The organism is Rugamonas sp. GW822-FHT03B10 (assembly GCF_058801745.1).
Genome location: NZ_JBXANP010000011.1, coordinates 158,588 through 179,267, shown reverse-complemented (window position 1 = coordinate 179,267; position 20,680 = coordinate 158,588). Strand labels below are relative to the sequence as shown.

Genomic DNA, 20,680 nt, shown 5'->3' with positions numbered 1-20,680 from the left:
TTTAAGATAGACACGACGATGAATATTACGCTGCGATTCTTTGCCAGCGTGCGCGAAACCCTCGGCACTTCCAATGAAACGCTGGCGTTGCCCGCCGGCGCCACCACCGTGGGCGACGTGCGCGCGCACCTGGTCGCGCGTGGCGGCAAATGGGCCGCGGCTCTGGGCGAAGGCCGCGCCTTGCGCATGGCCTGCAACCAGGTGATGTGCGCGGCCGACACGGCCCTGAGCGAAGGCTGCGAAGTGGCCTTCTTCCCGCCGGTGACGGGCGGCTGAACGCCGCACCTATCCGATCCGGCGCAGCCGCGTTTCAAAAGGGTCTGACCCTGGTTTTCTCTTTTGACATTCAGACGCCGCCCCAAAAAGTAAAAGGCCGAGGGTCAGCCCCCAGGTCCGATCCCGCCACAGATTTCAGAACGGCGCCATGCAGCCCAGTACCCCACAATTTCGTGTCGCCGTGATCGGCGGCGGCCCCGCCGGCCTGATGGCGGCCCAGACCCTCGCGCAGGGCGGGGCGCAGGTCGACCTGTACGACGCCATGCCATCCGTCGGCCGCAAATTCCTGCTGGCCGGGCGCGGCGGCATGAACATCACGCACGCTGAACCTTATCCCGAATTCGTCACCCGCTACGGCAAGGCCGCCGACGCGCTGCGCCCCATGCTCGACGCATTCGGCCCGCAGCACGTGCGCGACTGGGTGCACGGGCTGGGCGTGGACACCTTCGTCGGCACCTCCGGCCGCGTGTTCCCGACCGATATGAAGGCGGCGCCGCTGCTGCGCGCGTGGCTGCACCGGCTGCGCGAGCAGGGCGTGCACTTCCACATGCGCCACCGCTGGCTGGGCTGGCGCGACGGCGCGCTGCTGCTGGCCGGGCCCGATGGCGAACTGACGGCGCAGGCCGATGCCGCCATCCTCGCCCTGGGTGGCGGCAGCTGGGCCAGGCTTGGCTCGGACGGTACCTGGCTGCCCTTGCTGGCCGCGCGCGGGGTCGAACTGGCGCCGCTGGCGCCGGCCAACTGCGGCTTCGACGTGGCGTGGAGCGAGCATTTCAGCACCCGCTTCGCGGGCCACCCGTTGACGACGGTGGCGATCCTGTCGACCGACGCCCAAGGCCGGCCGCTGCGCAAGCAGGGCCAGTTCGTGGTCACGGCGGGCGGCGTGGAAGGCAGTTTGATCTACGCGCTGTCGGCCGCGTTGCGCGACCAGATCGCGGCCACCGGCAGCACCACCATCTTCCTTGATCTGTTGCCGGACCTGACTCCGCAGCGGGTACTTGACGAGGTGCTGCGTCCACGCGGTGCGCGTTCCATGTCCAGCCATCTGCAAAGTCGCTTGGGCATCAAAGGTGTGAAGGCGGGCCTGCTGCGCGAATGTATGAGCGCGGAGGAATACGCGGACCCGGAACGGCTGGCGAGCGCCATCAAGGCGCTGCCCGTGCGTCTGCTGCGCCCGCGTCCCATCGACGAGGCGATCAGCAGCGCCGGCGGCGTGCGTTTCGATGCGCTCGACGGGGCCATGCTGAAGGCCGTGCCGGGCGTGTTCGTGGCTGGCGAAATGGTCGATTGGGAAGCGCCAACGGGCGGCTATCTGTTGACGGCCTGCCTGGCCGGAGGACTGGCGGCGGGTCATCAAGCGCTTGCCTGGCTGCGCGCCACGCATTGAGGGCAATTCAAACTACTCCGTCTTTCCCGCCTGCGCGGGAACGACGCTGTTTGGCAGGCGCCGGCGCCCGAACCCATTTGCATTCAGGCGATCACTGATCCCACGTCACCTCGCCCGATCCGGTGCGGCTCACGTTGCGGTTGTCCGGATTGCCATGCACGCGGATGTCGCCGCTGCCGCGCAGGGTCAGGTCGGCTTTCTGTTTGGCGAAGACGGCGGTCGTGCCCGAGCCGTTCAGGTTCACGCTAACCTGGTCCGAGGCCAGGTGCTGGGCATCGAGGTCGCCCGATCCCGTCAGCTCCGCGTTGAGCGTCTTGCAGCTGCCACTGGACGTGATCTGCCCCGAGCCCACCATTTCCAACGCCACGTTCTCGCTGTTGCCCGCGTTCAGATTCAGGTCGCCTGTGCCATGCACGCCGGCCGCCAGATTCTTGTAACGGCCGTTGAAGGTCACATTGCCCGAGCCGTGCAGCGCCAATTTGAATTTCTCGCCACTGAAGCCATTGACGGTGGCGTCGCCGCTGCCGTGCACATTAAGTTCGCGCAGCTCGGGCAGCACCATCACCACCTGCAACGGCAGGCGGTGATGCAGCAGCATGCCTTTGGGGCCGATGTGGATCGTGTTGCCGTCCAGCGCAGTCTCCACGTTGCCCAGCAGGCGCTGTTCGCCGCGCACCTTCAGGTAGGGCGTGTCGCCCTGGGTCAGCGTGAGGTCGATCGGGCCATTCAGTTCGACGGCGTTGATCTCCGGGCCGATCTTGCGCATCTCGCTGCCCGGCGCGCGGCCGGCGGCGCTGGACGGATTGCTGCGTCCATACGAGCGCAGCATGCTGTACGACACCCCGATCAACAGGAACGCCAGCAACAGCAGGGTGGTGGCGACTTTCAATAATCCGCGCGTCATAGCGTCACCGTCCCCGCAGCAGCGACATATTCATTTGCGCGTAGCGTTTCAGCCCCACCACCGTGAAGCGGGTGGCGACCAGGCTGAGCAGGCTCAGCGCGATGCCGGCCAGCACCATGCCCAGCCCCACCAGTGTCTGGGTGGTGCGCGCGCCCTTGTCGAAGTCCGTCGTCACATGCAGGTCGCCGTTGGCCACGGCTTCGGCGCGGTCCAGCAAGCGGGGCGCGTGACGCGGTTCATCGTTATCCTCGGCCGGCGGCGGGTCGACGAACATGTGGATGCCCATCTTGCTGATCGCCATGCGCGCCTCCATGCCCGGGTCGTCCGGGCCGTCGTGGTCGATGATGGCCAGGTGGCGCAGCGGGCCTTCCAGCGCCAGTTCGTTCTGGCCCGACAGGCCGCTGGCCGTGACGGCGATGCCGCAAATGTAGAAGCCGAACGCGCTGGCATAGACGGCCATCAGCAGCGAGGCGTAGACCATTGCCGGAATCACCATGAACAGGTTGAACAGGGCCAGGCCGGCGAACGACATCGCCATCCGCAGCAGCGTGGCCGGATTTTTGCTCTGCTCGTAGGCGTGCAGATGCCGGTTGGCGCGCAGCGTCATGGCGATCTTGCGCGGCTCGTCGAGCTCGCGCGCGATCTCCGCTTCGCCTCGGCCCGCCACCAGCCCGTCGATGAAACGCTGCTCGTAATAAGCCAGGGTCTTGGCCACCGTGTCCGGCGGCAGACCCGTCATGGCCCGTTTGAGGGCGTCCAGATATTCCTGTTTGTTCATCTTGTTGCTGCTTCACTTATCGGTTATGCAATTGCGCGCCGTTCTGCGCCGCCGCTACCTGTTCCATTTGCACGATGGCCGCCGTGCTGGCCACCACGAGCGCCAGCACGGCGATGATTTTGACGCTGAGCACGATGTTCATTCCAGTTCCCGACCAGGCATGACTGCCGATGATGCGACTGTACGCAAGCGTGGCCGCGCCAGCCAGCGCCGTGCGACAGGATGCGCATTTGGCGGGGCAGGCGACCGAAACCGGGGATCAGGCCGGGTCGCGCCACAGGCTGGCTGCCGCCCCCACACCGCTGCGCACGGCCGATTCCAGCGTGGCCGGGTAGTCGCTGGCCGTGTAATCGCCGGCGATGGCCAGCCGCGCCAGCCCAGTGGCATTGCCGGGGCGCTCCAGTCCCGGCGTGCAGGCGAACGTGGCGCGCTTTTCCGTGATCACCTGGAACCATTGCGGTTGGCCGAGCTCGGGACGCTGGAACACGTCGGCCAGTTGCACGGCGACGGCTTCGGCCAGCAGGGCGTGGCCCTGTTCGGCGGCGGCCCCGGACGCGCTGACCACGACGGCCAGCAGGCCCGCATTGCGCGCATCGAGCTGGCCACGGTCGAACACGAACTGGCCCCATTGATAACGTTCCGGCGCGTCGAGCAGGGCGAAGAACGGCAAGTCCAGCCGCACGTCTTTGCCGTATTGCAGGTAGCAGGTGGTGATGGCTTCCGATTCGAAGGCCGTGAGACGGGCGCACAGCGGGTTCAGGTCGGCGTCCGGTATGCCGTGCAGCAGCACGGCCGCCTGGCTGGCCGAAGTGGCCAGCACCACGCCGTCGAACGGCGCGTTCCATTGCCCGCCCACGGCGTCGCCGCTGGCGCTCACTTGCCAGCTGCCATCGTGCAGACGGGCCAGGCCATGGACCTTGGCGCCCGTGCGCACCGCGCCGCCGCGCGCTTGCAGCCAGTTTTCCGCCGCGGCCGGGAACAAGGTCGTCAGGTCGGCGCGCGGCAGCAGCATGTCCGAGGCGCTGCGGCGCGCGCCCAGGCTGTCGCGCAGCACGTTCAGGAACACCTGGGCCGAAGCCCGCTCCGGCGGCGTGTTGAGCGCGGCCAGGCACAACGGCCGCCACATCAGCTGGATCAGGCGCTCGGTCTGGTCGAAGCGCGCCAGCAGTTCGGACACGGTGCAATCCTGGTGCAGGCGCCAGCCCATCCAGCGCGCCGTGGTGGAGAAGCGCGCCAGGCTCAGTTTGTCTTCACGACGCAGGCCTTGGGCCCGCAGCAGGGCGCCCAGCAGGTGCAGCGGGGCCGGCAGGCGCGGGGCGAGGAAATCCATGCCGCCGCTGCCGGCCGGATAACGCATCTGCAGCGGCAGCTTGAGCAGTGCCTGCTGTTTGGGCACGCCCACCGTCTTCAGCAGGCGCAGCGTTTCGTTGTAGGCGCCCAGCATGATGTGCTGGCCGTTGTCGAGCAGCGCGCGGTCGGTGATGACGCGGCGGGCACGGCCGCCGAGCACGCGGGCCGCTTCGAACACGGTGACTTTGCAGCCCTGGCGCGCCAGCTCCACGGCGGCCGCGCAGCCGGCCCAGCCGCCGCCGACGACGGCCACGCTGCGCACGGCCAGCCCCGGTTCCTGCTTAGCCACGGATATAGGTCTTCCAGGCAAGCCACAGCTTGCGGATCGGCGTCAGCGAGATGCGTTGCTTGAGCACCTGATAGCCATCTGCCTCGACCTCGGTCAGCAAGGTGCGGTAGATGGCGGCCATCATCAGGCCGGGGCGTTGCGCGCGCCGGTCTTCCTTGGGCAGCAGGGCGAACGCTTCGTCGTAGGCGGCTTGCGCGCGCGCGATCTGGAACTTCATCAACTGTTCGAAGTTTTCAGAGTGCTTGGCGTTGAGCAGGTCGGCCGCCGTCACGTTGAATTGCTGCAGTTCGTTGATCGGCAGGTAGATGCGGCCTTTGCGCGCATCCTCGCCCACGTCGCGGATGATGTTGGTCAGCTGGAAGGCGTGACCGAGCTTCTCGGCGTATTGCAGCGTTTCCGGCCGGGTGACGCCGAAGATGCTGGCCGACAGGATACCCACCACGCTGGCCACGTGCCAGCAATAGCGCTGCAGGGCCTTGTAGTCGAGGTAACGGCTCTGGTTCAGGTCCATCTCCATGCCGTCGATGATGGCTTGCAGGTGTTGTTCTTCCAGTTTGTAGGGCGTCAGGTGCGGCTGCAGGGCCTGCGTGACGGGGTGCGACTGCTTGCCCTCGTACATGCCCGAGATCTCCTTGCGCCACCACGCGAGCTTAATGCGCGCCACGGACTCGTCCGTGCATTCATCGACCGTGTCGTCCACTTCGCGGCAGAACGCGTACAGCGCCGTGATGGCGCGGCGCCGTTCCGGCGGCAGGAACAGGAAACTGTAGTAGAAACTGGAGCCGCTCTGGGCGGTCTTTTGTTGGCAGTATTCGTCGGGGGACATGGTCGTTGTTGCAAGGTGTGGCTGTCAAAGGCGCTATTCTATAGGGACGGCGCCCGTTGCGAAGGCTGTTGGCGCAGATTATTAGGCGAGCGCCAGGGTTTTCATCTCTTTTTTCATGCGCACGGCGCGCCAGAAGATGGCCAGCCAGTCGCGTTTGACCAGTTGCGGCCGGCGGCGGAACACGTCGTATTCGACTTCCTCGATGGCGTCGAGGATGCGCAGGCCACCTTGCACCACCATGCGCAATTCAAAACCGATGCGGCCCCGCAGCCGCAGCGCCAGCGGCGCGCCACTGAGCATCATCGCGCGTGCGCGGTCCACCTCCATTTTCATCATGGCGCGCCAGCGGGGGCGGGCGTCCGGATGGTCGAGCGCGGCCGGCGAGATGGCGAAACGGCTCAAGTCCTCCAGCGGGATATAAATACGCTCCTTGTGCGTGTCGATCGCCACGTCCTGCAGGAAGTTAATCAATTGCAAAGCCGTGCAGATGGCGTCCGAGTCGCGCACGTTCTCCTCGTCGGCCTGGCCGTACAGGCTCAGCATCAGCAAGCCGACCGGGTTGGCCGAGCGCGCGCAGTAGTCGAGCAGCGCATCGTAACTGGCGTAGCGGCTGACCGTCACATCCTGTTTAAAGGCCGACAACAGGTCGTAGAACGGCCGCATCGGCAAATCGTGCTGGCGGATGGTGGCCGCCAGCCGGGCAAACATGGGCTCGTGCGTCTCGCTTCCCTGTTCTATGCGGGCCAGCGCCGCCTCGTAGGCGGTCAGCGCGGCCAGGCGTTGCTCCGGCGCGGCCTCGCCCTCGTCGGCCAGGTCGTCGGCGCTGCGGGCGAAAGCGTAAATGGCTTCCACGGCCGGACGCAGCCGGCGCGGCAGCAGGACCGACGCGACGGGGAAATTTTCGTAATGTTCTACAGGCATAGAGGGACTATTCAAATAAATGACGCGAAAGTCATTTGCAAACGGAAGAGAGCGGTTTATAATTACTTAACGGATAGTCATTAATTTTTCAACGTGTAATAGTAGTGGCATCTTGAATCCACAGCAAGTTTTTGGCTGGCCGGTCATGCGCCGAAGAGACAGGATCGACAACGTGTTGCCGTGAGACAAAATCGAACAGCCCGCATAGTAAAGGAAAACCCCGTGCCCGCCCTGAAATACCTGCGATTGCAGCCTTCCATATCGATCGCCACGCTGATGGTCTTGTCCGTCGCGCTGAGCGCCTGTTCCAAACCAGCCGCGAAGACGGAGGATATCCGTCCCGTGCGCGTCATGGTCCTCGCCAGCAGCGATGTCGACGTGAACGCCGAATTCTCCGGCGAGGTGCGGGCGCGGGTCGAATCGCGCCTGGGCTTCCGCGTCGGCGGCAAGATCGTCAGCCGCAAGGTCGACGTGGGCACGCTGGTCAAACACGGCCAGGTGCTGATGGAGCTCGATCCGCAAGATCTGCGACTGGCGCAGGCCCAGGCGCTCGCGGGCCTGCGCGCGGCCGAGACCAGCCGCGACCTGGCCAGCGCCGAGCTGAAGCGCTATCAGGAGTTGCGCGCCAAGAACTTCGTCAGCCAGGCCGTGCTCGACGCCAAGGATTCCGCGTTCAAGGCGGCCCAGGCCAGCGTGGACTCGGCCAACGCCGCTTATCGCGGCCAGACCAACCAGGCCGGCTACGCCAACCTCGTCTCCGATATCGACGGCGTGGTGACGGCGGTGGACGCGGAAGTGGGGCAGGTGGTGGCGCCCGGCACGCCCGTGGTGCGGGTGGCCAAGGCCGGCGAGAAGGAGATCGTGATCGGCCTGCCGGAAGATAAGGTGGAGACGCTGCGCCACGTGCCCGACGTGCAAGTGCGCCTGTGGGCCGACCCCGGCAAGTCCGTGGCCGGCACGATCCGCGAGATTTCGCCGGTGGCCGACCCGTCCACCCGCACCTACACGGTCAAGGTGAAGATTCCCGACAGCCTGACCGAAGCCAAGCTGGGCATGACCGCCGTGGTGCAGTTCGCCTCGAAGACGCCGGTGCCCCAGATCAAGGTGCCGCTGACGGCGCTGTTCTACGAAAAATCGGCCACCTCCGTGTGGGTGGTGGAGAACGGCGCCGTCAAGCTGGTGCCGGTCGCCATTGGCGGCGTGGCCGGCAATGAACTGGTGCTGACCAAGGGTGTGGCGGCCGGCCAGACCGTTGTCACGGCCGGCGTGAACCTGCTCAAGCCTGGCCAGAAAGTCAAGATTCTCGGTGACGACCTGCCGGCCAAGCCGGCCCGTCCGGCTGGCGCCAGCGCCAGCGCCGCACCCGGCAACGCTGAGGCGGCCATATGATGAAGGGCGGCTTCAACCTGTCGCGCTGGGCGCTCGAACACATCCCGCTCACGCGCTACCTGATCGCCGTGCTGCTGATCGGCGGCATGCTCAGCTACTCCAACCTCGGCCAGGACGAGGACCCGCCGTTCACGTTCCGCGCGATGGTGGTGCGCGCCATGTGGCCGGGCGCCACGTCGCTGCAGATGGCCGAGCAGGTCACGGACAAGCTGGAGAAGAAACTCCAGGAAACCCCCGACATCGACGAGATTTCCAGCTATTCCAAGCCGGGCGAGACGGTGATCATCCTCAAGCTGCGCGAATCGGCGTCGCCCAAGGATACCAACGCGTCCTGGTACCAGGTGCGCAAGAAGATCGGCGACATCCGCGGCACGCTGCCGCCCGGCGTGATCGGCCCGTTCTTCAATGACGAATTCGGCGACACCTTCGGCTCCATCTTCGCCCTGTCCGGCGACGGCTTCACCTATGCCGAGATGAAGGACTACGCCGACTTCGTGCGCCAGCAACTGCTGGGCGTGCCGCTGGTGTCGAAGGTCGAACTGTTCGGCGTGCAGGATGAGAAGATCAACATCGAGTTCTCGCACAAGAAGTTCGCGCAGCTCGGCATCCCGTTCGAGGCCATCGTCAACCAGATCGCCACCCAGAACTCGGTGGAATCGACCGGCGTGCTGGTGACGCCGACCGACAACCTGCAAGTGCGCGTTACCGGCGCCCTGAAGACCGTCAAGGATCTGGAGGAGCTGGAACTGCGCGCCAACGGCACCACGTTCCGCCTGGGCGACTTCGCCACCGTCAAGCGCGTCTACCAGGATCCGCCGCAGGACAAGATGCGCTTCAACGGCAAGGAAGTGATCGGCCTGGGCGTGTCGATGGAGAAGGGCGGCAACATCATCCGCATGGGCGAAGGCTTGCAGAAGGTCGTGGACCAGCTCAAGGCCAAGCTGCCCGTCGGCATCGAACTTGAGCGCGTGTCGAACCAGCCGGCGGCCGTGACGGCCTCCGTGGGCGAGTTCGTGCACACGCTGATCGAAGCCGTGCTGATCGTGCTGGCCGTCAGTTTCCTGTCGCTGGGGCTGCACAGCAAACCGTTCCGGCTCGACGCGCGCCCCGGCCTCGTGGTGGCCCTGACCATCCCGCTGGTGCTGTCGGTCACCTTCCTGTTCATGCGCATGCTCGACATCGACTTGCACAAGATCTCGCTGGGCGCCCTGATCATCGCGCTGGGCCTGCTGGTCGATGACGCGATCATCGCCGTGGAGATGATGGTGCGCAAGATGGAGGAGGGCATGTCGCGCTTCGAGGCGGCCACCTTCGCCTACACGTCCACGGCGCTGCCCATGCTGACGGGCACGCTGATCACGGTGGCCGGCTTCCTGCCGATCGGCCTGGCCAAATCGGCGGCAGGCGAATACACGTTCTCCCTGTTCTCGGTCAACGCGCTGGCCCTCGTCATCTCGTGGGTGGTGGCGGTCGTGTTCACGCCTTACCTCGGCTACGTGCTGCTCAAGGTCAAGCCGCATGCGAACGGCGACCATGAGCTGTTCGATACGCCGGGCTTCCGCAAGTTCCGCGCCGTCGTCAACTGGTGCGTGGAATACCGCAAGACCACCATCGTCGCCACCCTGGCGGTGTTCGCGCTGGGCGTGTATGGCTTCAACTTCATCGAGAAGCAATTCTTCCCCGATTCCAGCCGGCCGGAACTGATGGTCGAGATGTGGACGCCGGAAGGCACGACCTTCGCGGCGAACGAGGCGCAGGTGAAGAAATTCGAAGCGTTCATGTCCAAGCAGGAAGGCGTGGTCAGCGTGACCAGCTATGTGGGCACGGGCAGCCCCCGTTTCTACCTGCCGCTCGATCAGATCTTCCCGCAGACCAACGTGTCGCAAATCGTCGTGCTGCCCAAGGACCTGCAGGCGCGCGAAGTCTTGCGCAACAAGATCGTCGATATCTTCAAGAACGATTTCCCGGAAGTGCGCGGCCGCGTCAAGCTGTTGCCCAATGGCCCGCCCGTGCCCTATCCGGTGCAGTTCCGCGTGACCGGCGAGCAGGTGGAGAAGGTGCGCGCCATCGCCGACGAGGTCAAGGACATCATGCGCGCCAATCCCAATACGGTGGGCGTGAACGATAACTGGAACGAGTCGATCAAGGTGCTGCGCCTCGACCTCGATCAGGACAAGATGCGCGCGCTGGGCGTGACCTCGCAAACGGTGATGCGTGCCGCCAACACCATCCTGTCGGGCACGACGGTCGGCCAGTTCCGCGAGAACAACAAGCTGATCGACATCCAGGTGCGTCAGCCGTTGGAGGAGCGCAACACGATCTCCGTGCTCAACGACACCAATATCCCGACGGCCAATGGCAAATCCGTCACCATCAGCCAGCTGGCGCGCGCCCATTTCGTGTGGGAGCCCGGTGTCGTGTGGCGCGAGGGCAGGGAATGGGCGATCACCGTGCAGACCGACGTGGTCGACGGCATCCAGGGGCCGACCGTGTCGGGCCAGATCAATCCCAAGCTCGATGCGCTGCGCGCGCGCCTGCCGGCCGGTTACGCCATCACGGTGAAGGGCGCGGCGGCCGACAGCGGGGCGGCGGAGGCGTCGATCGCGGCCAACCTGCCGCTGGCGATCTTCATCATCTTCACGCTGCTGATGCTGCAATTGCATAGCTTCTCGCGGGCCTTGCTGGTGTTCCTGACCGGGCCGCTGGGCGTGGCCGGCGCGGCCATGGCCTTGCTGGCGCTGCATCGTCCGCTGGGCTTCGTGGCCAACCTCGGCATCATCGCGCTGTTCGGCATGATCATCCGCAATTCGGTGATCCTGGTCGACCAGATCGAGCAGGACATCGCGGCCGGCCATGAACCGTGGGATGCCGTGGTGGAATCGGCCGTGCGCCGTTGCCGCCCCATCATCCTGACGGCCGCCGCCGCCGCGCTGGCCATGATCCCCCTGTCGCGCTCCGTGTTCTGGGGCCCGATGGCGGTGGCCATCATGGGCGGCCTGGTGCTGGCCACGGCCTTGACCTTGCTGTTCCTGCCGGCGCTGTACGCGGCCTGGTTCCGGGTGAAAGAGCCGGTGCGCGGCGCCGATCATTTAGTCGTAAATAAAGCGTAATTAAACGAAAGTAGGCGGGGTGTTGGCGATAAGTTAAAAAACGCCACATTTCGCCGAAAAACCCGTTAGAATACCGCGTTGAAGTTGAAAGCTCCCACTGCGAGGCGGGATAGGGCGACCGTTTTCACTTACGGGTCGCCCTTTGCTTTTGTGCAAACATGCCGCGAGGATGGCGAAATTGGTAGACGCACCAGGTTTAGGTCCTGACGCCAGCAATGGTGTGGGGGTTCGAGTCCCCCTCCTCGCACCAACTGTACTCATAAATTTTTTGGACGATTTTTAAACATGGCAACTGCAGTCGAAACCTTGGGCAAACTCGAACGTCGTATCACGATCTCCTTCCCGCTGACTGATGTCCGCACGGAAGTGGAGAAGCGCCTGAAAGTGCAAGCCAAGTCGGCTAAGGCACCAGGCTTCCGTCCGGGCAAAGTTCCTTTAAAAATGGTCGCAGCACAATACGGTTATCAGATCGAAACCGAAGTGCTGAATGACAAAGTGGGCCGCGCGTTCAACGACGCCGCCAACGAAAATAACCTGCGCGTTGCCGGCTACCCACGCATCGAGCCTAAGGCCGACGCACCGGAAGGCGTGCTGACCTTCGACGCCACGTTCGAAGTGTACCCAGAAGTGGTGATCGGCGATCTGACCGCCGTGGAAATCGAAACCGTGAAGTCGGAAGTCACCGACGCCGAAATCGACAAGACCATCGAAATCCTGCGCAAGCAGCGCGTGCACTACCACACCAAGGGTGAAGCCGGTGAGCACGGCGACGGCGGCGCGCCGATCGCTGCCAACGGCGACCGCGTGACCGTGGACTTCGTCGGCTCGATCGACGGCGTCGAATTCCCAGGCGGCAAGGCTGACGACTACGCCTTCGTGCTGGGCGAAGGCCGCATGCTGCCTGAGTTCGAAGCCGCCACCGTCGGCCTGAAAGTGGGCGAGGCCAAGACCTTCCCGCTGGCTTTCCCTGAGGACTACCATGGCAAGGACGTGGCCGGCAAAACCGCCTCGTTCACCATCACCCTGAAGAAACTGGAATGGGCGCACCTGCCGGAAGTCGATGCCGAGTTCGCCAAGTCGCTGGGCGTGCCTGATGGCGACGTCGCCAAGATGCGCGAAGACATCAAGGTCAACCTGGAACGCGAAGTGGCCGGCCGCATCAAGGCCCGCAACAAGGAAGCCGTGATGGAGACCCTGGTCAAGACCGCCACCCTGGACGTGCCACAGGCACTGATCGCCCAGGACACCGAGCGTCTGGCCGAGATGACCCGCCAGGACATGGCGCAGCGCGGCATGAACGTCAAGGACGTGCCATTCCCACCAGAACTGTTCAAGGACAAGGCTGAGCGCCGCGTGCGCCTGGGCCTGATCCTGTCGCAACTGGTTGGCGAGCAGAAGCTGCAAGCGACCCCTGAGCAAGTCAAGGCCCAGGTCGAAGATTTCGCCCAGAGCTACGAAGATCCACGCGAAGTGCTGAAGTACTACTACAGCGATCGTCGCCGTCTGGCCGAAGTGGAAGCCCTTGTATTGGAAGAAAACGTCGTCAACTACGTCCTGGGCCTGTCGAAAAACGCGTCCAAGGCGATCGCCTTCGACGAACTGATGGGAAGCAACGCTCAAGCGTAATCCAGCTCAGGCTGGCCGTCCGCGGCCGGCCTGTCTGCTTCACAAGGAAAAGGAATGACTGGAATGAACCGAAACCCGGCGTTGGACACTGAAATGCTCGGCCTGGTGCCGATGGTGGTGGAACAGAGCGGTCGTGGCGAGCGCTCATACGACATCTACTCGCGCCTGCTCAAGGAGCGCGTGGTGTTCATGGTGGGCCCTGTCAACGACCAGATGGCCAACCTGATCGTCGCCCAGTTGCTGTTCCTGGAAAGTGAAAATCCTGACAAGGATATTTCCCTGTACATCAACTCTCCTGGCGGTTCCGTCTCGGCCGGCCTGGCGATCTTCGACACGATGCAGTTCATCAAGCCCGACGTCTCGACGCTGTGCACCGGCATGGCCGCCTCCATGGGCGCCTTCCTGCTGGCCGCCGGCGCCAAGGGCAAACGTTTCTCGCTGCCCAACTCGCGCATCATGATCCACCAGCCGTCCGGTGGCTCGCAGGGCCAGGCGTCCGACATCGAGATCCAGGCCAAGGAAATCCTCTACCTGCGCCACCGCCTGAACAGCATCCTGGCGGAACGCACGGGTCAGACGATAGAGCAGATCGCCAAGGACACCGACCGCGACCGCTTCCTGTCCGCCGAAGAGGCCACCGAGTACGGGTTGATCGACAAAGTGTTGACTTCCCGCGCTTGATGCGTCCCAAGCGCAATTGCTGAAAAAACGCCCGGACGCTCAAACGTTCGGGCGTTTCGTTTTTATTTCGGGTAGCATGTAGTGGTGGGCGGATTTTTTCCGGGCCGCACACACTAGCACCGGACACAACCTGGAAAACCTAAGAAAACTGCCCCATGTCAGACAAAAAATCCTCCAGCGGCGAAAAATTACTGTACTGCTCGTTTTGCGGCAAGAGCCAGCACGAGGTGAAGAAGCTCATCGCCGGCCCGTCGGTCTTCATCTGCGATGAATGCATCGACCTGTGCAATGACATCATCCGCGACGAGACGTCGGCCATCGAGTCCGTCACGGGCGCCAAGTCGGACCTGCCCACGCCCCAGGAAATCAAGGACCTGCTGGATCAGTACGTGATCGGCCAGCAGACGGCCAAGCGCATCCTGTCGGTGGCGGTGTACAACCACTACAAGCGGCTCAAGCACTTGGGCAAGAAGGACGATGTCGAACTGGCCAAGAGCAACATCCTGCTGGTCGGCCCCACCGGCTCGGGCAAGACGCTGCTGGCCCAGACCCTGGCCCGCATGCTCAACGTGCCGTTCGTGATCGCCGACGCCACCACGCTGACCGAAGCCGGCTACGTGGGCGAGGACGTCGAGAACATCATCCAGAAGCTGTTGCAAAGCTGCAACTACGATGTGGACAAGGCCCAGCGCGGCATCGTCTACATCGACGAGATCGACAAGATCTCGCGCAAGTCCGACAACCCGTCCATCACGCGCGACGTGTCGGGCGAGGGCGTGCAGCAGGCGCTGCTGAAGCTGATCGAGGGCACCATGGCGTCCGTGCCGCCGCAGGGCGGGCGCAAGCACCCGAACCAGGACTTCGTGCAGATCGACACCACCAACATCATGTTCATCTGCGGCGGCGCCTTCGACGGCCTGGCCAAGGTGATCTCGAACCGTTCGGAGAAGAGCGGCATCGGCTTCTCGGCCAGCGTCAAGAGCAAGTCCGAGCGTTCGGCCAGCGACGTGCTGCAGGAAGCGGAACCGGAAGACCTGATCAAGTTCGGCCTGATCCCCGAGCTGGTCGGCCGCCTGCCCGTGGTCGCCACGCTGTCGGAGCTGACCGAGGAGGCGCTGATCCAGATCCTGATCGAGCCGAAGAACGCGCTGGTCAAGCAATACTCGAAGCTGCTGGACATGGAAGGCGCCGAGCTGGAGATCCGTCCCGCCGCCTTGCACGCCATCGCCCGCAAGGCGCTGGCCCGCAAGACCGGCGCGCGTGGCCTGCGCTCGATCCTGGAACACGCGTTGCTGGATGTGATGTATGAACTGCCCAATCAGCAAAACGTGACCAAGGTGGTGATTGATGAAAACACCATCACCAGCGGCGCCAAACCATTATTGATTTATCAGGAACCTGCAAAAGTTTCTGGCGAAAATTAATTTAACTCAATCCCCTGGAGACACAAATGCGAAAAAAGGGTTTCGCATCTCCGGGGCGAGGCGGTACAATTTAAATCAATAAAAGATGCAGGCTTCATTCGAAAAGCCACTCGCGACATCGACGCCGCGCGTGGCTTTTTTATTTGAAACGCAAGCTTTTAGAGCACGGCCTCCAGTTTCCCGGCCGAATAGTGAACGCCTGGAATTTTTTCTGGACGCCGGTCTTGTGATTAGGCCACACCGCGCCCACATCATAAACACGCTTTCACATAAGGTACGCCATGACAACTTCCAAATTAACTGAGCAAACCCAGCTGCCGTTATTGCCGTTGCGGGACGTCGTCGTTTTCCCGCATATGGTGATACCGCTGTTCGTGGGGCGCCCAAAATCAATCAAAGCACTGGAAGCCGCGATGGAGCAAGGCAAGAGCATCATGCTTGCCGCGCAAAAAGCCGCTGCCAAGGACGAACCTTCTGCCTCCGATATCTATGAGATCGGCTGCGTGGCCAATATTCTGCAAATGCTGAAACTGCCCGACGGCACCGTCAAGGTGCTGGTCGAAGGCGCTCAGCGTGCGCGCATCAACCGCATCACCGATACGCCGTCGCACTTCGTGGCCGACCTGACGCCGCTCGAATCCGAGCTGGGCGACGAGTCGGAGCTGGAAGCCATGCGCCGCGCCATCGTTCAGCAGTTCGACCAGTACGTCAAGCTGAACAAGAAAATCCCGCCCGAGATCCTCGCTTCGCTGTCGGGCATCGACGACGCCGGCCGCCTGGCCGACACCGTGGCCGCCCACTTGCCGCTCAAGCTTGAGCAGAAGCAGGTGATCCTGGAGATCTTCAGCGTGTCCAAGCGCCTCGAGCACCTGCTGGGCCAGCTCGAAGGCGAGCTCGACATTCTGCAGGTGGAGAAGCGCATCCGTGGCCGCGTCAAGCGCCAGATGGAGAAGTCGCAGCGCGAGTACTACCTGAACGAACAGGTCAAGGCCATCCAGAAGGAACTGGGCGAGGGCGAAGAGGGCGCCGACCTGGACGAGCTGGAGAAGAAGGTCGCGTCCGCCAAGATGCCGAAGGAAGCGCTGGACAAGGCCACGGCCGAGCTGAAGAAGCTCAAGCTGATGTCGCCGATGTCGGCCGAGGCCACCGTCGTGCGCAACTACATCGACACGCTGGTCAGCCTGCCATGGAAGAAAAAGTCCAAGGTCAACAACGACCTCAGCAACGCCGAGAAGGTGCTGGAAGGCGACCACTATGGCCTCGAGAAGGTCAAGGAACGCATCCTGGAATACCTCGCGGTGCAACAGCGCGTCGACAAGCTGAAGGCGCCCATCCTGTGCTTCGTCGGTCCTCCGGGTGTCGGTAAGACCTCGCTGGGCCAGTCGATCGCGCGCGCGACCAACCGCAAGTTCGTGCGCATGGCGCTCGGCGGCGTGCGCGACGAGGCCGAGATCCGTGGCCACCGCCGCACCTACATCGGCTCCATGCCGGGCAAGATCCTGCAATCGCTGGCCAAGGTCGGCGTGCGCAACCCCTTGTTCCTGCTGGACGAGGTCGACAAGATGGGCGCGGACTTCCGCGGCGACCCGTCGTCGGCCCTGCTGGAGGTGCTCGATCCGGAACAGAACCACACGTTCTCCGACCACTACATCGAGGTCGATTTCGACCTGTCCGATGTGATGTTCGTGGCCACGTCGAACTCGTACAACATCCCGCCGGCGCTGCTGGACCGGATGGAGGTGATCCGCCTGTCCGGCTACACGGAGGACGAGAAGACCAGCATCGCGCAGCGCTACCTGCTGCCGAAACAGATCAAGAACAACGGTCTGAAGGAAGAGGAAATCTCGGTGGCCGAGTCGGCCCTGCGCGACATCATCCGCTACTACACGCGGGAGGCGGGCGTGCGTTCGCTCGAGCGTGAAGTGTCGAAGATCTGCCGCAAGGTGGTCAAGATGCTGCTGCTCAAGAAGTCGGACAAGAAAGTGGCCGTCACCAGCAAGAACCTCGACAAGTTCCTCGGTGTGCGCCGCTACGACTTCGGCGTGGCCGAGAAGGACAACCAGATCGGCCAGGTGGTCGGCCTGGCATGGACCGAGGTGGGCGGCGACCTGCTGACCATCGAGGCCGTGCAGATGCCGGGCAAGGGCAACGTGATCCGCACCGGCACGCTGGGCGACGTGATGAAGGAATCGATCGAGGCGGCCCGCACCGTGGTGCGCAGCCGGGCGGCGCGGCTGGGCATCAAGGCCGAGGTGTTCGAGAAGAGCGACATCCACATCCACGTGCCCGAAGGCGCCACGCCCAAGGACGGTCCGTCCGCCGGCGCGGCCATGACGGTGGCGATGGTGTCGGTGTTCACGGGCATCCCCGTGCGTGCCGATGTGGCGATGACGGGCGAGATCACGCTGCGCGGCGAAGTGTTGCCGATCGGCGGCTTGAAGGAGAAACTGCTGGCGGCCCAGCGCGGTGGCATCAAGACCGTGCTGATCCCCGAGCAGAACGTCAAGGATCTGGCCGATATTCCGGACAATGTGAAGAACAAGCTGGAAATCGTGCCCGTGCGCTGGATCGACAAGGTGCTGGAAGTGGCCCTCGAACGCCAACCCGTGGCGCTGACGGAAACGGCCGCCGTGGAAGCGGTGGCGGCGGCGGCGACCAAGGTCGATGGTCAGGCGGAAGTGGTAAAACATTAACTTTCCGTCGTCCGCAATGAACAAACAAGCGCCCGCGAGGCGCTTGTTTGTTATTTAAACCGTCATTCCTGGCTTAAAGTCTTGACATAAAGTGAGTGTGGCTTGTTTAATACGGCCTGAGATTTTTCTCTGCCGCAATTAGCGCGCCATTCGACTGGCGATTAATTGCCGGTGCAACGATATAACCTTTGTGACGGGGAAGCTAGTGAATAAGACTGAATTGATCGACCATATTGCCCAATCCGCCGATATTTCGAAAGCGGCTGCGGCGCGCGCACTCGATGCGGTGATCGACGGTGTAACGACAACCTTGCAGAAGAACGACAGCGTCACCCTGGTCGGCTTTGGCACCTTCTCCGTGAGCGAACGCGCCGCCCGTACCGGCCGCAATCCGCGCACCAAGGAAGAGATCACCATCGACGCGGCGAAAGTGCCGAAATTTAAAGCTGGTAAAGCTTTGAAAGATGCTGTAAACTAACGGACTTCGGTGAGTGGACGCTCACCGATTTGTTTGTCAGTAGGCAGTATCAGCATTTGCAGGAGCGGTAGTTCAGTTGGTTAGAATACCGGCCTGTCACGCCGGGGGTCGCGGGTTCGAGTCCCGTCCGCTCCGCCAGCAAATGCGCGATGAAACATCCAGTCCAGGAGTGGTAGTTCAGTTGGTTAGAATACCGGCCTGTCACGCCGGGGGTCGCGGGTTCGAGTCCCGTCCGCTCCGCCAGAACAAGAAACCCCGCAGCCGTCACCGGCTGCGGGGTTTTTCTTTTGTCGCGCGGTATTTGTTGGTCCCGTATATGGCTTCCGTTGCAATTGATTTACTCTTGCTATCGACTGAGGCTCACTGTAAAATCGCGTGATACCGATTTATTCGGCAGGTTTTTCGTTCACTGTGCCGTATAACTCGTTGAATTTAAAGGCGAAGTGGGCCGGAGTCAGTCGCTCCAAACCACCCCGCCCGACATAGAAGAGGCGAACGGGAGTTCGCCTTTTTTTGTATGTGCACGTTCCACTAATCCGAATTGGCTGACCATGTTTGAATTTATACGCACCCATCAACGCTTGATGCAGTTTTTCCTGATGCTGCTCATCATTCCGTCATTCGCGCTGGTCGGTATCAGCGGCTACAAGAGCTTTGGTGACGACGCCAACACGATCGCCAAGATCGACGGCCGCGCGCTGACCCAGCAAGAGTTCGATGCGGCCCTGCGCAACCAGCTCGAGAGCTATCGCCAGCGGCTCGGCGCCCAGTTCGACCAGAAGCTGTTCGACACCCCGGAATTCAAGCAAAACATCCTGGACCAGATGATCGCCGAGCGCGCGCTGAGCGCGGAAGTGGCGCGCGACCACCTGACCGTGACCGACGCCGCCCTGCAGAAGGCCATCCTGGAAGTGTTCGGTGGCGACGGCAAATTCGACATGGAGCGCTACAAGGCCATCCTGGCCGCGCAAGGCATGACGCCCGCCATGAACGATGCGCGCATGCGCCGCGACATGGCCTTCCAGCAACTGACCGGCGCCATCCAGAACACCGGCTTCGCCCCGCGCACGGTGGCCAAGACCGTGTCCGACATCGGCGCGCAGGAGCGTGAAGTGCAGGAGCTGGTGCTGCCGATCAGTGAATTCGCGGCCCAGGTCAAGGTCACGGACGACATGGTCAAAGCGTTCTACGACAAGAACGCCAAGATGTTCGAAGTGCCAGAGCAGGCCAAGATCGAATACGTGGTCTTCAGCAGCGACGCCGTGCTGTCGCAAGTGAGCGTGAGCGACGCCGACATCGCGGCCTACTACCAGCAGAATCAGCAGCGCTACACAACGCCGGAAACCCGTCGCGCCAGCCACATCCTGGTGGCCGTGAAGAAGGACGCCAGCGCCGCCGACAAGGCAGCCGCCAAGGCCAAGGCCGAAGCCATCCTGGCCGAAGTGCGCAAGGCGCCCGGCGATTTCGCCAAGATCGCCAAGGCCAAGTCGGAAGACCCCGGTTCGGCCCCGCAGGGCGGCGACCTGGACGTGATCGAAAAAGGCACGATGACCAAGCCGGTCGAGGATGCGATCTACAAGCTCAAGCAGGGCGAGATCAGCGACCTGGTGCAGTCGGAATTCGGCTACCACATCCTGACCGTGACCGCGCTCAAGCCGGCCACCGTCAAGCCGCTGGACGACGTGAAGAACGACATCGCGGCCGAACTGAAGAAGCAGAAGGCGGCCAAGAAGTATTCGGAAATGGCCGAGACGTTCACCAACACCGTGTACGAGCAAGCTGAAAGCCTGAAACCCGTGGCCGACAAGCTGGGCCTGAAGATCGAAACGGCGGCCAACGTCTCGCGTCAGCCATCGCCGGCCGCCGGCGCCGCGCCGTACAACAACGCCAAGTTCCTGGCGGCCCTGTTCACCAACGACTCGCTGCAGAACAAGCGCAACACGGAAGCGGTGGAAGTGGCGCCGAGCACCCTGATCGCCGGCCGCATCGTCGAGTTCAAGCCCGCCACCAAGCGTCCGCTGGCCGAGGTCGATGCCGCCATCCGTCAGCGCGTGACGATGGAAGAAGCGCTCAAGCTGGCCAAGAAGACGGGCGACGAGAAGCTGGCCGCCCTGCAGAAGTCGGGCGACGCCACCGGCTTCGGCGCCGCCAAGCTGGTGTCGCGTTCCAAGGCCGATGGCATCAACGGCAAGGCCATGGGCGCGATCATGCGTGCCGACACGAGCAAGCTGCCGGCCTATGTGGGCGTGGAACTGCCGGGCATGGGTTATGGCATCTACCGCATCGGCAAGGTGCAGCATCCTGCCGAGCAGGATGAGGCGCGCCGCAAGACGGAAGCCGAGCAGATCGCCAACATCGTATCGCAGCAGGAGATGTTCGATTACGTGGAAGCGCTGAAGCAGAAGGCCAAAGTGAAGATCGTCAAGCCGCTGGCTGCCGCCGCCGGCGCCGCCAAGACGGACGCCGACGCCAAGTAAGCCCGGCACCGCCCATAAAACAAAAGCCGCTTCGAGCGGCTTTTGTTTTTTCCAATGGGGTACGTAACGCA

Annotated in this window: 16 protein-coding genes and 3 tRNA genes; 13 read left to right on the top strand and 6 right to left on the bottom strand. The window is 63.2% G+C overall.

Annotation, left to right across the window (positions count from 1 at the left end; genetic code table 11):
- Nucleotides 1-18 precede the first annotated feature (18 nt).
- Both moaD and AC1RQG_RS18480 read left to right on the top strand, forming a co-directional pair.
- Complete coding sequence (gene moaD / locus AC1RQG_RS18485) at nucleotides 19-276, top strand: molybdopterin converting factor subunit 1 (RefSeq protein ID WP_493133450.1); 258 nt, start codon at nucleotides 19-21, stop codon at nucleotides 274-276.
- A gap of 148 nt (nucleotides 277-424) precedes the next feature.
- Nucleotides 425-1,663 (top strand): TIGR03862 family flavoprotein, encoded by a 1,239-nt coding sequence (locus AC1RQG_RS18480; RefSeq protein WP_493133449.1) that lies wholly within the window; start codon nucleotides 425-427, stop codon nucleotides 1,661-1,663.
- A gap of 91 nt (nucleotides 1,664-1,754) precedes the next feature.
- Here the strand turns inward: AC1RQG_RS18480 and AC1RQG_RS18475 are convergent, their stop codons facing one another.
- From AC1RQG_RS18475 to hpnC, 6 genes are all read right to left on the bottom strand, one after another.
- Complete coding sequence (locus AC1RQG_RS18475; protein ID WP_493133448.1) at nucleotides 1,755-2,567, bottom strand: head GIN domain-containing protein; 813 nt, start codon at nucleotides 2,565-2,567, stop codon at nucleotides 1,755-1,757.
- A 4-nt stretch (nucleotides 2,568-2,571) separates the two neighbouring features.
- Nucleotides 2,572-3,345, bottom strand: a complete 774-nt coding sequence (locus AC1RQG_RS18470; RefSeq protein WP_493133447.1) for a DUF1700 domain-containing protein — start codon at nucleotides 3,343-3,345, stop codon at nucleotides 2,572-2,574.
- A gap of 16 nt (nucleotides 3,346-3,361) precedes the next feature.
- On the bottom strand, nucleotides 3,362-3,487 hold the full coding sequence (locus tag AC1RQG_RS18465; RefSeq protein ID WP_493133446.1) for a hypothetical protein: 126 nt from the start codon (nucleotides 3,485-3,487) through the stop codon (nucleotides 3,362-3,364).
- Between the two features lie 117 nt (nucleotides 3,488-3,604).
- On the bottom strand, nucleotides 3,605-4,984 hold the full coding sequence (hpnE, locus tag AC1RQG_RS18460; protein ID WP_493133445.1) for a hydroxysqualene dehydroxylase HpnE: 1,380 nt from the start codon (nucleotides 4,982-4,984) through the stop codon (nucleotides 3,605-3,607).
- Nucleotides 4,977-5,810: a presqualene diphosphate synthase HpnD gene (gene hpnD, locus AC1RQG_RS18455; RefSeq protein WP_493133444.1), complete on the bottom strand. Its 834-nt coding sequence runs from the start codon at nucleotides 5,808-5,810 to the stop codon at nucleotides 4,977-4,979. Before hpnD ends, hpnE begins: the two co-directional genes overlap by 8 nt.
- 81 nt (nucleotides 5,811-5,891) lie before the next feature.
- Nucleotides 5,892-6,731 (bottom strand): squalene synthase HpnC, encoded by an 840-nt coding sequence (gene hpnC, locus AC1RQG_RS18450; RefSeq protein ID WP_493133443.1) that lies wholly within the window; start codon nucleotides 6,729-6,731, stop codon nucleotides 5,892-5,894.
- Nucleotides 6,732-7,007: 276 nt separating this feature from the next.
- On the opposite strand from hpnC, the gene AC1RQG_RS18445 reads away from it, so the two are divergent.
- The 11 genes from AC1RQG_RS18445 to AC1RQG_RS18395 all read left to right on the top strand — a co-directional run bounded on the left by AC1RQG_RS18445 (nucleotide 7,008) and on the right by AC1RQG_RS18395 (nucleotide 20,609).
- A complete protein-coding gene (locus tag AC1RQG_RS18445; RefSeq protein ID WP_493133469.1) occupies nucleotides 7,008-8,120 on the top strand; it encodes an efflux RND transporter periplasmic adaptor subunit in 1,113 nt (370 codons plus the stop codon).
- Nucleotides 8,120-11,230 carry an efflux RND transporter permease subunit gene (locus AC1RQG_RS18440; RefSeq protein ID WP_493133468.1) on the top strand — a complete coding sequence of 1,037 codons (3,111 nt, stop codon included), beginning with the start codon at nucleotides 8,120-8,122 and terminating at the stop codon, nucleotides 11,228-11,230. The genes AC1RQG_RS18445 and AC1RQG_RS18440 overlap by 1 nt, the downstream gene beginning before the upstream one ends.
- Before the next feature lie 163 nt (nucleotides 11,231-11,393).
- Nucleotides 11,394-11,480 (top strand) — tRNA-Leu (locus AC1RQG_RS18435).
- Nucleotides 11,481-11,515: 35 nt separating this feature from the next.
- A complete protein-coding gene (gene tig / locus AC1RQG_RS18430; protein ID WP_493133442.1) occupies nucleotides 11,516-12,856 on the top strand; it encodes a trigger factor in 1,341 nt (446 codons plus the stop codon).
- 63 nt (nucleotides 12,857-12,919) lie between these two features.
- Nucleotides 12,920-13,537 carry an ATP-dependent Clp endopeptidase proteolytic subunit ClpP gene (gene clpP, locus AC1RQG_RS18425; protein WP_182153523.1) on the top strand — a complete coding sequence of 206 codons (618 nt, stop codon included), beginning with the start codon at nucleotides 12,920-12,922 and terminating at the stop codon, nucleotides 13,535-13,537.
- 155 nt (nucleotides 13,538-13,692) lie between these two features.
- A complete protein-coding gene (gene clpX, locus AC1RQG_RS18420; RefSeq protein ID WP_182164614.1) occupies nucleotides 13,693-14,961 on the top strand; it encodes an ATP-dependent Clp protease ATP-binding subunit ClpX in 1,269 nt (422 codons plus the stop codon).
- Nucleotides 14,962-15,242: 281 nt separating this feature from the next.
- Nucleotides 15,243-17,654, top strand: a complete 2,412-nt coding sequence (gene lon, locus AC1RQG_RS18415; protein WP_493133441.1) for an endopeptidase La — start codon at nucleotides 15,243-15,245, stop codon at nucleotides 17,652-17,654.
- Nucleotides 17,655-17,844: 190 nt separating this feature from the next.
- The gene (locus AC1RQG_RS18410) at nucleotides 17,845-18,132 is read left to right on the top strand and encodes an HU family DNA-binding protein (RefSeq protein ID WP_311196558.1); all 288 of its coding nucleotides are present in this window, start codon (nucleotides 17,845-17,847) and stop codon (nucleotides 18,130-18,132) included.
- Nucleotides 18,133-18,193: 61 nt separating this feature from the next.
- Nucleotides 18,194-18,270: transfer RNA gene (locus AC1RQG_RS18405), tRNA-Asp, on the top strand.
- A gap of 28 nt (nucleotides 18,271-18,298) precedes the next feature.
- Nucleotides 18,299-18,375, top strand: a tRNA-Asp gene (locus AC1RQG_RS18400).
- Nucleotides 18,376-18,683: 308 nt separating this feature from the next.
- The gene (locus tag AC1RQG_RS18395; RefSeq protein WP_493133440.1) at nucleotides 18,684-20,609 is read left to right on the top strand and encodes a SurA N-terminal domain-containing protein; all 1,926 of its coding nucleotides are present in this window, start codon (nucleotides 18,684-18,686) and stop codon (nucleotides 20,607-20,609) included.
- Nucleotides 20,610-20,680 lie beyond the last annotated feature (71 nt).

Excerpts from the sequence above, each read along its gene's own strand:
- AC1RQG_RS18445 (WP_493133469.1), top strand. The coding sequence starts at position 7,008 with ATGGTCTTGTCCGTCGCGCTGAGCGCCTGTTCCAAACCAGCCGCGAAG.
- clpX (WP_182164614.1), top strand. The coding sequence starts at position 13,693 with ATGTCAGACAAAAAATCCTCCAGCGGCGAAAAATTACTGTACTGCTCG.
- clpP (WP_182153523.1), top strand. The coding sequence starts at position 12,920 with ATGAACCGAAACCCGGCGTTGGACACTGAAATGCTCGGCCTGGTGCCG.
- hpnC (WP_493133443.1), bottom strand. The coding sequence starts at position 6,731 with ATGCCTGTAGAACATTACGAAAATTTCCCCGTCGCGTCGGTCCTGCTG.
- lon (WP_493133441.1), top strand. The coding sequence starts at position 15,243 with ATGACAACTTCCAAATTAACTGAGCAAACCCAGCTGCCGTTATTGCCG.
- moaD (WP_493133450.1), top strand. The coding sequence starts at position 19 with ATGAATATTACGCTGCGATTCTTTGCCAGCGTGCGCGAAACCCTCGGC.
- AC1RQG_RS18440 (WP_493133468.1), top strand. The coding sequence starts at position 8,120 with ATGAAGGGCGGCTTCAACCTGTCGCGCTGGGCGCTCGAACACATCCCG.
- AC1RQG_RS18475 (WP_493133448.1), bottom strand. The coding sequence starts at position 2,567 with ATGACGCGCGGATTATTGAAAGTCGCCACCACCCTGCTGTTGCTGGCG.
- AC1RQG_RS18470 (WP_493133447.1), bottom strand. The coding sequence starts at position 3,345 with ATGAACAAACAGGAATATCTGGACGCCCTCAAACGGGCCATGACGGGT.
- AC1RQG_RS18395 (WP_493133440.1), top strand. The coding sequence starts at position 18,684 with ATGTTTGAATTTATACGCACCCATCAACGCTTGATGCAGTTTTTCCTG.
- AC1RQG_RS18465 (WP_493133446.1), bottom strand. The coding sequence starts at position 3,487 with ATGAACATCGTGCTCAGCGTCAAAATCATCGCCGTGCTGGCGCTCGTG.
- hpnD (WP_493133444.1), bottom strand. The coding sequence starts at position 5,810 with ATGTCCCCCGACGAATACTGCCAACAAAAGACCGCCCAGAGCGGCTCC.
- AC1RQG_RS18480 (WP_493133449.1), top strand. The coding sequence starts at position 425 with ATGCAGCCCAGTACCCCACAATTTCGTGTCGCCGTGATCGGCGGCGGC.
- tig (WP_493133442.1), top strand. The coding sequence starts at position 11,516 with ATGGCAACTGCAGTCGAAACCTTGGGCAAACTCGAACGTCGTATCACG.